We start from the raw sequence: 11,649 nt of genomic DNA, 5'->3' as shown, positions 1-11,649 counted from the left end.
TCAACCCTCTTGTTCTGCTGCCGGGGTGTGGATTCGGATCTCACGCTGCAACTGCACGAGGTACTGTGGGTCGGTAATGCCAAAGCCGATCTGGCTCACGGCCATGGCCGCAATGGCGGTTGCCCGCCGCAAGGTGGTCTTGGCGTCGTCGCCAGTCAGCAGCCCGTGGACCATGCCCGCCAACAGCGAATCACCGGCACCCACGGTACTGGCGACCTTCACGCGGGGCGGCGAGGCGTGCAAGGTGGCCTCGGCGTTGAACCAGGTAACGCCCTCGGCCCCTTGAGAAACCACCACTTCCTCAATGCCCAGGTCCAGCAAACGGCGCGCTGCGGCGTGCTGCTCGGTAAAACTGTGCAGCGGCGTTTCCAGCACTTCAGCCAGTTCGTCGGTGTTGGGCTTGACCAACCACGGCATGCTGGCAAGGCCGGCCCGCAAGGCCTCGCCACTGGTGTCCAGCGCCACCTTCAGCCCCAAGGCCTTGAGGCGGGCAAGCAGTTGTGCAAACCACTGCACGGTGACGCCAGGCGGCAGGCTACCGGCCACGACCACGGCGTCATGGCCCGGTGCAATGTGCTCAAGACGCTCCAACAGTGCCGCAAAGGCCGATTCGTTGACCTCCGGCCCCGGGCCATTGATGTCCGTCACCCGCCCTGTGCCTTCGACCAGCTTGATATTGCTACGGGTCTGCCCCGGAACACGAATGAAGTCGTCAACAAAGCCACGCTGTGCCATCAGCGCCTCAAACGGTTGAAGGTTATCCGCCCCCAGAAAACCGCTTACTGTCATCTGGTGCCCCAGGTCGGCCAGCACCTGAGCCACGTTGAGCCCTTTGCCAGCGGCATGAGCCTGCAGGCCTTTGCTGCGGTTGACGGTGCCCGGCTGCAAGTGCTCCAGCGTAACGGTGAGGTCCAGTGCCGGGTTGAGGGTCAGCGTCAGGATCTTGGCCATCAGAGTATCTCCACCAGCGCCCGCACATCGGCGGCGCTACCCTGAGCCAACGCGTCACGCGCCAACTGCCGGGTGTGTTCATAATTCAGTTCACGTACCTGAGCCTTGACCTCGGCGATGCTGCGCGCCGCCACGCTCAGTTCATCCACCCCAAGGCCCAGCAGGATTGGCACCGCCTGTGGGTCGGCCGCCAGTTCGCCGCATACCCCGACCCACTTGCCGTGGGCATGGGCCGCACGCACCGTCGTGTCGATCAAGTGCAGTACCGCAGGGTGCAGGCCATCGGCCTGGGCGGAAAGCGTCGGGTGACCACGGTCAATGGCCAGGGTGTACTGGGTCAGGTCATTGGTGCCGACGCTGAAGAAGTCCACTTCGCGGGCCAGCACCGGCGCCAGTATGGCCGCCGAAGGCACTTCGATCATGATCCCGACCTGCAGGTCGCTGACCTCGATTTCCTGACGCAGGCGCTCGACCATCGCCCGCGCTTCGCGCCACTCCTCCAACTGCCCGACCATCGGAAACATGATCCGCAGCGGGCGGTTGTCGGCAGCGCGCAACAGGGCCCGCAACTGGCTCTCCATGATCTGTGGCCGCTGTAGTGTCAGGCGAATACCGCGTACACCGAGGAACGGGTTTTCTTCCTGCTCGATCGGCCAGTAGGGCAACGGTTTGTCCCCCCCGACATCAAGGGTTCGCACCACCAGTGGCCGCCCGTCGAGACCATCGAGCACCTTGCGGTACTCCGCCTCCTGAGTCGCTTCATCGGGAGCGCTCTGGTGGGCCATGAAAATCAGCTCAGTGCGCAGCAAGCCGATACCTTCGGCTCCATGGTCGACCACCGCCGCGATACCCGCGCTTTCACCGATGTTGGCAAAGACTTCGATCGCGTGCCCATCCAGGGTATGCGCCGGTTCCAGACGACGCGCACGGGCGGCCTGCAAACGCTGTTCACGACGGTCACGCTCGGCCAGTGAGCGCTGCAACAGCGCAGGCTCGGGCGCCACATGCAAACGTCCGCGCTGGCCGTCGAGCAGCAGCGGCGTGCCTTGGGCAATCAACAACACTGACGCCCCCGCCCCCACCACCGCAGGAATGCCAAGCGCACGGGCAACAATGGCGCTGTGCGCGGTAGCGCCCCCGCGGGCGGTAAGAATGCCGGCAACACGGGCCGGGTCAAGCCGGGCGACATCGGAAGGCCCAACCTCTTCCATGACCAGCACATAAGGCGCGTCCGGCAAGGCGACATCGGCCTCGCCACACAACTGCGCCAGCACCCGGCGACCGACGTCGCGCAGGTCGGCGGCACGTTCAGCGAGCAGGGCATCGTGCAGGGCTTCCTGCTGTCGGGCTGCGCCATCGATTACCGCCATCCACGCGGCTTCGGCGCTTTCACCCTGGCGCAGACGCTGTTCAACCTCATCGCCCAGTTCGGGATCGTCGAGCATTTCCAGGTGGGTGATGAAGATTTCACGGATCGCCTTGGCCTGGCTGCGCTTGATCACCCCGTCGATATCGTCACGTACGGCCGCGAGCGCCTGCTGCAATCGCTCGCGCTCCACAGCAGGTGATTCACCGCGCAGCGGATAGTCGAATTCGCGCAACACCTGGACATGCGCCGGGCCGCTGGCGATTCCAGGGGCGGCCGCCACCCCTTGAATCAACGCACCTGCCACCGGGGCCTGAACCAACGGTTGTATCACCTCGGCAACCACAGGCTCGGACGCAAGAGTCGGCAACGGCTCGATCTCCTCGCCCAGCCCCTCTTCCACTGCCGCCAGCAAGGCCGGCAACGCGTCAGCCGCAATGCTTGGCTCGGCGATGAATTCCAGCACCTGCCCACGGTGAGCGCCCAGGCTGAGCAGCTTGCTCAAGCTCTTCACGGAGACGGCAGCCTGACCGGTTTCCGGCAAGCGCAGGCGAATTTCGCCCTCAAAGGCCTTGGCCAACTGCGCAAGGATCTTGGCCGGGCGCGCATGCAAGCCATGGGCATTGGCCAGGGTAATGCGTGCGCAGGGCCAGTCGACCGGCACTTCGCCACCCAATACTTCCAATACCGTGCGGCTGCTGGTGGCGCGGAACAGCTCCTGGCCACGGCCTTCGATCAGCAGTGTGCATAAACGTTCGAGCAGCGCCTGATGGGCTTCGCCCAGGCTGGCCAGGCAGAACAGCCCGTTCAAGGGCTGGCCCAGGTAACGCAGCGGTTGTGCCGGGGTCACGAACGCCAGGCCCGGTTGCCGCACCGTCTGCTCGCTGTGCAACCACCAAAGCCCATCGCCCAGCGGCAAGGCTTCGACTTGCTGGAGCACCGCCGCAAAGCCGTTCCCCACGCATTCGGCACGCCGCAGCAGGCGTGCGCCGCGCCAGACCAGTTCCTCGAAATCTTCCGACGGCACGCCAAGGCCGATCAGTTGAGCATCCAGCGCCAACGCTTGCGGTGCGCCCTGCAGCAATTTCAACAGTGCCTCGGCAGAGGAAGCACGGCGCAGCGCCTCACCCAGGTCGGTTTCACCCAAGGCCCGGGTCAGCAGTTGCAGCAGCCGCAGGTGCTCATCGGATTTGGCGGCGATGCCAATGGCCAGGTAAACCTTCTGACCGTCGCCCCAGTCCACGCCTTCGGGAAACTGCAACAGCCGCACGCCGGTGGTATGCACCAGGTCGCGGGTCTGTGGAGTGCCGTGGGGAATGGCGATGCCTTGGCCAAGAAAGGTCGAGCCTTGTGTCTCGCGGGCCTGCAACCCGGCCAGGTAACCTTCGGCGACCAACCCGTCAGCGACCAGCAGGTCCGCCAACAGTTGCAGTGCGGCCGGTTTATCCACAGCCGTCTGGCCCATGGATATCTGCTCTACGGTGAGCTCGAGCATGACCCTCTCCTTTGCAGCGCCAGGTGGGCGCCGAGGTATTGTTGTGGATATTTCAGCACAGTCCTCAGAGGTCTGGCCTTGGCGCCGGTGGCTAGCAGGGCAGAAAAAGCGCCAGCTGAAACGTTTAATCTATAATGACGATCACGTTACTCGATAATCTGCGATCTATGAAGCCCCATCTTGTCGGGCAACTGCGACAATAGTCGTCTGCGCTACTGCGATTAGATCGGCGAAACTACCCAGTCAGGCTTCGCAGCCAAGACCTGGTAATAACAAGGATAATTCGGTGAAACTCAGCGATATCGCTCGCCTGGCCGGTGTGTCTGTGACCACCGCCAGCTATGTCATCAATGGCAAGGCCGAACAGCAACGCATCAGTAACAGTACTGTAGAGCGGGTGCGTGCAGTGGTCGATGCACATGGCTTCACGCCCAACCCACAGGCCGCAGGCCTGCGCAGCCGACACACGCGCACCCTGGGGTTCATCCTGCCTGATCTGGAAAACCCCTCCTACGCGTGCATCGCCAAACGGCTGGAGCAAGGCGCCCGCGCCCAGGGCTATCAGTTGCTGATCGCCAGCAGCGACGACAATCCCGACAGCGAGCGGCAGTTGCAGCAGCTGTTCCGCGCCCGCCGTTGTGACGCCTTGTTTGTCGCCACCTGCCTGCCAGAAGACGACGACAGCTATCGGCAGTTGCAGGCTAAAGGCCTGCCGATCATTGCCATCGACCGTACGCTGGACGCCGCGCATTTCTGCTCGGTGGTCAGTGATGACCAGAACGCCAGCCTGCAGTTGACCCGCAGCCTGCTGGAATCGGCGCCCAAGCACATCGCCCTGATTGGTGCGCGTGCCGAACTGAGCGTCAGCCAGGCCCGTACCCGTGGCTTCGATCAGGCGCTGGAAGGCTTTACCGGCAGCATCAGCCACTATCAGGGCGAGGCCTTCAGCCGTGACTGCGGTCGTCGCCTGATGGGCGAACTGCTGGCCGATCTGGGCCGCCTGCCCGACGCGCTGGTGACCACCTCCTACGTGCTGCTGCAGGGTGTATTCGACGTACTGCAAAGCCGTCCAGCCGACTCCCGTGCTGTGCATCTGGGCACCTTTGGTGACACCCAGTTGCTGGACTTCCTGCCACTGCCAGTCAACGCCATGGCCCAGCAACACGGGCTGATCGCCGAAACGGCGCTGAAACTGGCTTTGGCGGCGGTTGAGAAAAACGATTACACGCCGGGTGTCCATGCCATTGGCCGGACCTTCAAACAGCGAATCTTTGCGGCCTGACCATGCGCCTGATCGACACCCACACGCACCTGGACTTTCCGGACTTCGATGCTGACCGTACAGCATTGCTGGCCAATGCCCGCGCCCAGGGTGTCGAACGCATGGTGGTGCTGGGGGTGTATCGGGACAACTGGCAGCGGATCTGGGAGCTGGTGCAAAGCGACGCACAGTTGTATGCCGCGTTTGGCCTGCATCCGGTGTACCTGGATGAGCATCGCGCAGAGGATCTGCTGGCACTGAAAGACTGGCTGAACCGCCTGCACGGCGCGCGCCAGCTGTGTGCAGTGGGTGAGTTTGGCCTGGACTACTACCTGGAAACCCTCGACCGGGATCGGCAAAATGCCCTGTTTGAAGGTCAGTTACAGCTGGCAGCTGACTTCAACCTGCCAGCACTGCTGCATGTTCGGCGCAGCCACGCTCAGGTCATTGCAACCCTCAAGCGCTACAAGCTGGCACGCGGTGGAATAATTCACGCGTTTGCCGGCAGTTACGAAGAGGCCAGGGAGTACACCAAGCTGGGCTTCAAACTCGGCCTGGGTGGCGCGGCCACTTGGCCACAGGCACTGCGCCTGCGCAAAACCATTGCGCGTTTGCCACTGGACAGCGTGGTACTGGAAACCGACGCCCCGGACATGGCACCGGTGATGTTTGCCGGGCTGCGCAACAGCCCGGAACACCTGCCACAGATTGCCAGCGCGCTGGCCGAGTTGATGGGCATTGCGCCCGAGCAGTTGGCCGAAGCCAGCAGCCGCACGGCCTGTGAGCTGTTTGGCTGGTAACCCCTCGTACAGCGAACGGGCCTGATCCTAGACCCGAAACGCCCCGATCAAACGCTTGAGCTCCAGCACCTGGGTAGACAGTTGCCGGCTGGCATCTTCGGTCTGGTGCGCGCCGTCACTGGCATGTTCGGCGGCGCGGTTGATCTGCACGATGTTCTGGTCGATGTCATGGGCTACCGCGGTCTGCTGCTCTACCGCAGCAGCAATCTGCTGGTTCTGGTCGACGATCGTACCGACGGCACCCAGAATGTTCTCCAACGCCTGCTGCACCTGCTCGGACTGGCCCACCGTCCCCGATGCCATCTGATGGCTGCTGTCCATCGCCTTGACCGCAGCGCCCACACCACCCTGCAAGCGTGAAATCATCTGCTCGATTTCTTCGGTCGATTGCTGAGTGCGCTTGGCCAGTGTGCGCACCTCATCGGCCACCACGGCGAAGCCACGGCCTTGCTCGCCGGCGCGGGCCGCTTCGATAGCGGCGTTCAACGCCAGCAGGTTGGTCTGTTCGGCAATGCTCTTGATCACCTCCAGCACCCGGCTGATGGCCTGGCTGTCACTGGCCAACTGGTTGATCACCTGTACCGATTGATCAATCTCACTGGCCAGGCGGGCAATGCTGCCTTGCTGCAACGCCACCAGGCTGCGCCCACTGACGGTGTCCCGATTGACCCCATGGGCGCTGTTGACCGCCGCCGCCGTGCTGCGTGCGACCTCCTGGGCCGTCGCCGACATCTGGTTCATCGCCGTGGCCACCTGTTCGATCTGCCCCCGCTGACCGCTGACCGCCTGGTTGCTGCGCGCCGAAACGGCATGCACCTGCCCGGCCTGGTACTCAACCTGCGCGACAGTCTGGCCAACCTGCTCGATCAGGTCGTGAATACGCCGCACCGTGGCATTGAACACCTGCCCCAACTCACCCAGCTCATCGCGGCTGTGGGCCTGGAAGTTCACGGTCATGTCGCCGGCCGCCACCTCATCCATCACAACGCCAAGACGCTTCAGCGTGCTGCGGGTAGAGGCGTAGAAGCCGCTGTACAGGTAGACGATCAACAGGAATATGCCCGCCAGGGCCGCCACCAGCAGTGTCATGTGCTGACGGTATTCCCCCAGTCGCTGCTGCAACTCCAGGCGCAGAAAGTCCAGGGTTGCACTGTTGAGTTGGTAGGTCTGCGCCATCAAGTCGCTAGCCTGTTGATAAAAAGCTGGCCACGGCGCATCAAGGGTGTCGGCCATGACCACCTGCTCCTCGAACAGCTCACTGGCCTGCTTCAATGTGGCCTGGCTGGCTGCAGCGTGCGCCCCCAGGCTCGCCTTCGCCCGCGGTTCAGTGGCCAGGGCGTCCTGCACTTTGATCGCATAGTCCGCTGCGAGTTTGTCGAGGGCCTGCAGCAGTTCCTCGAAACGGGTACTGGAGGACGAATTGAGAAAGCCTTGACCAAGGGAATAGGCGCCCATGGCTCGCCCCTCACCCAAGGCCTGAGTGACCTGCGGGGTTGCGCTGATCAACAGCTCACTGAGTTGGCGGATGACACGCTCATCATCCTGGCTCAGCCCGGCCTGGCTGGCGATCAGCTTGCTCAGCACCTGGGCCTGGGCCAGCAGCTTGTCAAACAGGGCTGCCTTGCTCAACAAGGACGATTCGCTCTGCGCACGCTGGAACACGGCCAGCATTTCACTGCGTTTGTCCTCGAAGGCTCGCACCTGCGCCTCATCGACCGACACCGTGCTCAAACCCTGCAGGCGGGACAACAGTTGCTGTTCAAGGGCCGAGATTTTCACCTCGACATCCTCGGCCTTGCCCGACTGCCCCAGCACAGCATTGATCTGCACCAGATTGCCCAAGGTTTCCAGATCACTGCGCAACATCAGGCTGCTGCCAAGCAGATCGAGGCTTTGCAGCTCGACACGGGTGGCATTGAGCTGGGCATACGCGTCGCGGACCAGATAGAAATTGGTCACCAGCATGGGCAGGAAAAACAGGACGCTGATCAGGCTGAACTTCATCCCGAAACTCAGGCGGTTCATCAGCGCAACGGCGGGATACAAGAGGCGCTTCACGGGTCGTCTCCTTGATTCTTATTGTTCTATAGGCGCAATGGCTCTAGGCCACCGGCGATGTTCACCAGGTCCTGTATAACGCATATCGATGCGGGGTTTTGTAACTTAAGGTTAACCGGCGGATCGAGCCCGAGCTCGATCCGCCATGGTTTCAGGCAAGGACGGTCCAGAGGGCGAAGCCGGCGTACCAGAGTACGGCGGAACGCAGCAGCAGTTCCCAGAGGGTGTCCAGATCGGCAAGGCCATCAGGGCCAACCGCAGCGCCCTGAGAGAGCTCGCCGGCCGCACGGCCGGCGATGTGAATCAGCCGACCGGCGCTGATGTGCCAGTTCAGCAATTCGTGCAACAACGCACGGCTGACCGCAACGAAATTGCCGACCAAGGCAAAACTCAAGGCCAACAAGCGTACGGGCAGCCAATCGAAGGCATGCCGTACCTGCCCTGCACAGTCACGCAATGCCTCGTTACGCGCATGAGCCGCCGTCAATGCCAACAAGCGGTAACCCAACGCGATGGCCGGGCCCAACAGGAAGTACCAGAAAATCACCGCGAACAGGCTCTGGTAGGCCTGCCACAGCAGATGCCCTTCAACCCGCTCAATCAACATGGTTTCATTGTCGGCGGCCAAGCCCAGATCACGCTCAGCCACATGCAGTGCGGCCTGCTCATCGCCACGCCGCCACGCATCGCGAAACGCGCCCAGCGACGCCTTCACATCACCACGTCCCAAGCTGTAAATCAGCACCAGCAAGTGGATCGGAAAGACCAGCAAACCATACGCCACCGGTTCCAGCGCATGCACGAGCAACGCCAGCAACGCCACCGGCAGCAGCACCAGAATACCCAGCGCCCACCACGGATGGGTTTTGCCGCTACGCTCCAGTCGCGCCAACTCGCCAAGAAAGAAGCGATCGCGCTGCAGGCGCTGACGCAACGCCGAAAACTTCTCGATCCACAACACCAGCAACAACACCAGAAAACTCATGATTTCTCCTCGCTATCCTGCAGGGCGGCGCGGTAACGCGCCCAATCAAAGGCTGGGCCCGGATCCGTCTTGCGACCCGGGGCAATTTCACTGTGGCCGCGAATCCGTTCGCGGCTAATCGCTGGCCAGGCCGCCTGCAGTTGCTGGGTCAGCACCTGCAAGGCCTGATACTGGGCATCGGTGAAGGGCATATCGTCGGTGCCCTCCAGTTCGATACCCAAAGAAAAGTCGTTACACCCTTCGCGACCGTCAAATGCCGAGACACCGGCGTGCCAGGCCCGATCCAGGCAGGACACGAACTGGGTAACGGCACCATCACGCTCGATCAAAAAATGCGCAGAAACGCGCAAGGTCTTGATGGTCTCGAAAAACGGGTGCTCGTCAGGGTCCAAACGGTTCTGGAAGAACGCCTGAACCTTGCCGGTGGCGAATTGCGCTGGCGGCAAGCTGATATTGTGGATCACCAGCAGGGAAATGGCTTCGCCATCAGGGCGGGCGTTAAAGTTTGGCGAAGGGCAATGGGTGATGCCGGCAACCCAGCCGGTAGCACGGTCCAACTGCATAGAAATTCCTGAAAGCAACCCAAGGACAACGCCAGTATGCCCCGTCGCACAGGCAGATGTATCGTGAAAAAGTGTGTTCTCGAGTAGCCAAACCCTGCACAACACGCCGCTTGTTTGCTGCAACCCCGGCACGGGCTGACCTATAATCCCGGCCACTTAGCTTGTGGAGCCCGCCATGCCGAATTTACGCCTCGCCGATCTGACTGCCGAAATCGAAGCCAACGTGCGCCGTGCGTTGCTCGAAGACATTGGCAGCGGCGACATCACTGCCCAACTGATCCCCGCCGAACGCCTGGCCAAGGCCACCATCATCACCCGTGAGAACTGCGTCATCAGCGGTACTGCATGGGTGGATGCGGTGTTCCGCCAGCTCGACCCTCGGGTGGCGGTGCATTGGCAGGTCAAGGACGGCGACCGGGCCAGGCCCAACCAGATCCTGTTCACCCTTGAAGGGCCGGCACGCTCGCTGCTCAGTGGTGAACGCAGCGCCTTGAACTTCCTGCAGTTGCTCTCCGGTGTCGCCACCCACGCGCAGTTCCTCGCTGACAAGGTTGCCCATACCCAGGTCAAACTGCTCGACACCCGCAAGACGCTCCCAGGCCTGCGCCTGGCGCAGAAGTATGCAGTCACCTGCGGCGGCTGCCACAACCACCGGATCGGCCTCTACGATGCCTTCCTGATCAAGGAAAACCACATTGCCGCCAGCGGCGGCATCGCCGAAGCGATCACCGCGGCACACCGCATCGCCCCCGGCAAACCCGTGGAAATCGAAGTGGAAAGCCTGGCCGAGCTGAAGCAGGCACTGGACGCTGGTGCCGACATCATCATGCTCGACGAACTGAGCCTGGACGACATGCGCGAAGCCGTCCGTTTGAATGCTGGCCGTGCCAAACTCGAAGCCAGTGGCGGGATCAACGAAAGCACCCTGCTGGTGGTCGCCGAAACGGGGGTGGACTACATATCCATCGGTGCCATGACCAAGGACGTCAAGGCGGTGGACCTGTCGATGCGCCTGAGCCTGTAAGGGCTCAGAGGGCTTACCGCACGTACGCAGCCCCTTGCCTGAAAAACAAACCCCCGCTCAAAGGCGGGGGTTTGTCATTTACCTGCGCAGAATCAATGTGCCGCGTTCTGCAGGCCATCCAGGTAGCGCTCGACGTCCAGTGCAGCCATGCAACCGGCACCGGCCGAGGTGATCGCCTGGCGGTACACGTGGTCAGCCACGTCACCGGCAGCAAACACACCCTCGATGTTGGTGGCAGTGGCGTTGCCGTCACGGCCGCCGTTGACTACCAGGTAGCCGTCCTTGAGGGTCAGCTGGCCTTCGAACAGCGACGTGTTCGGGGTATGGCCAATGGCGATGAACACGCCGTCGACCTTGATGTCTTCGCTGCTGCCATCGTTGTTCTTCAGGCGCGCACCGGTCACGCCCATGTCGTCACCCAGCACTTCGTCCAGGGTGGCGTTGAGCTTCAGCACGATCTTGCCTTCGGCCACACGAGCGTGCAGCTTGTCGACCAGGATCTTCTCGGCGCGGAAGGTTTCGCGGCGGTGAACCAGAGTGACCTTGCTGGCGATGTTGGCCAGGTACAGGGCTTCCTCGACAGCGGTGTTACCGCCGCCCACTACGGCCACCTCACGGTTGCGGTAGAAGAAACCGTCACAGGTAGCGCAGGCCGAAACACCTTTGCCCATGAAGGTTTCTTCCGACGGCAGGCCCAGGTAGCGAGCGCTGGCACCGGTGGCGATGATCAGTGCATCACAGGTGTAGGTGGCGCTGTCACCTTTGAGGGTGAACGGCTTTTGCGCCAGGTCTACGGCGTTGATGTGGTCGAACACCACTTCAGTCTCGAAACGCTCGGCGTGTTCCTGCATACGCTGCATCAGTGCCGGGCCGGTCAGGCCATGGGCATCGCCCGGCCAGTTGTCGACTTCGGTGGTAGTGGTCAGCTGGCCACCAGCCTGCATGCCGGTGATCAGCAGCGGCTTGAGGTTGGCACGGGCGGCGTACACCGCGGCGCTGTAACCGGCAGGGCCGGAACCGAGGATGATCACTCGCGAATGACGTACTTCAGACATGACACTCTCCTGTCGACCTGGCCTGTAGCGGCCAGTGTCGTAACGCCGGGATCGCCGGCTGGAATAAAAAAGAACCTGCGAAGCACTTGGG

Annotated in this window: 9 protein-coding genes; 3 read left to right on the top strand and 6 right to left on the bottom strand. The window is 62.4% G+C overall.

The window, feature by feature from the left end; translation table 11 throughout:
* Entirely contained in the window at window positions 1-951 is a 951-nt protein-coding gene (gene pfkB, locus CYD26_RS04335; RefSeq protein WP_065761153.1) for a 1-phosphofructokinase, read from the bottom strand.
* Window positions 951-3,812 carry a phosphoenolpyruvate--protein phosphotransferase gene (ptsP, locus tag CYD26_RS04330; protein WP_065761152.1) on the bottom strand — a complete coding sequence of 954 codons (2,862 nt, stop codon included), beginning with the start codon at window positions 3,810-3,812 and terminating at the stop codon, window positions 951-953. Before ptsP ends, pfkB begins: the two co-directional genes overlap by 1 nt.
* Before the next feature lie 286 nt (window positions 3,813-4,098).
* On the opposite strand from ptsP, the gene cra reads away from it, so the two are divergent.
* Both cra and CYD26_RS04320 read left to right on the top strand, forming a co-directional pair.
* Window positions 4,099-5,094, top strand: coding sequence for a catabolite repressor/activator (gene cra / locus CYD26_RS04325; protein ID WP_102051872.1), 996 nt, complete (start codon window positions 4,099-4,101; stop codon window positions 5,092-5,094).
* A gap of 2 nt (window positions 5,095-5,096) precedes the next feature.
* Window positions 5,097-5,873, top strand: a complete 777-nt coding sequence (locus CYD26_RS04320; RefSeq protein ID WP_102051871.1) for a TatD family hydrolase — start codon at window positions 5,097-5,099, stop codon at window positions 5,871-5,873.
* A gap of 27 nt (window positions 5,874-5,900) precedes the next feature.
* Here CYD26_RS04320 and CYD26_RS25795 read toward each other — a convergent pair whose 3' ends face one another.
* The 3 genes from CYD26_RS25795 to ampD all read right to left on the bottom strand — a co-directional run bounded on the left by CYD26_RS25795 (window position 5,901) and on the right by ampD (window position 9,479).
* Window positions 5,901-6,605 (bottom strand): methyl-accepting chemotaxis protein, encoded by a 705-nt coding sequence (locus CYD26_RS25795; RefSeq protein WP_371917186.1) that lies wholly within the window; start codon window positions 6,603-6,605, stop codon window positions 5,901-5,903.
* A 1,477-nt stretch (window positions 6,606-8,082) separates the two neighbouring features.
* On the bottom strand, window positions 8,083-8,916 hold the full coding sequence (gene ampE / locus CYD26_RS04310) for a regulatory signaling modulator protein AmpE (RefSeq protein WP_065761148.1): 834 nt from the start codon (window positions 8,914-8,916) through the stop codon (window positions 8,083-8,085).
* Window positions 8,913-9,479 carry a 1,6-anhydro-N-acetylmuramyl-L-alanine amidase AmpD gene (ampD, locus tag CYD26_RS04305; RefSeq protein ID WP_065761147.1) on the bottom strand — a complete coding sequence of 189 codons (567 nt, stop codon included), beginning with the start codon at window positions 9,477-9,479 and terminating at the stop codon, window positions 8,913-8,915. Before ampD ends, ampE begins: the two co-directional genes overlap by 4 nt.
* 175 nt (window positions 9,480-9,654) lie before the next feature.
* On the opposite strand from ampD, the gene nadC reads away from it, so the two are divergent.
* Window positions 9,655-10,503: a carboxylating nicotinate-nucleotide diphosphorylase gene (nadC, locus tag CYD26_RS04300; protein WP_102051869.1), complete on the top strand. Its 849-nt coding sequence runs from the start codon at window positions 9,655-9,657 to the stop codon at window positions 10,501-10,503.
* A gap of 92 nt (window positions 10,504-10,595) precedes the next feature.
* On the opposite strand, the gene trxB is transcribed toward nadC, so the two are convergent.
* Window positions 10,596-11,558, bottom strand: coding sequence for a thioredoxin-disulfide reductase (gene trxB / locus CYD26_RS04295; RefSeq protein ID WP_065761145.1), 963 nt, complete (start codon window positions 11,556-11,558; stop codon window positions 10,596-10,598).
* Window positions 11,559-11,649: the final 91 nt, after the last annotated feature.

It is taken from the genome of Pseudomonas sp. FFUP_PS_473 (assembly GCF_002858665.1).
GTDB lineage: Bacteria > Pseudomonadota > Gammaproteobacteria > Pseudomonadales > Pseudomonadaceae > Aquipseudomonas > Aquipseudomonas defluvii.
This window is presented reverse-complemented; position numbering and strand designations above follow the sequence as displayed.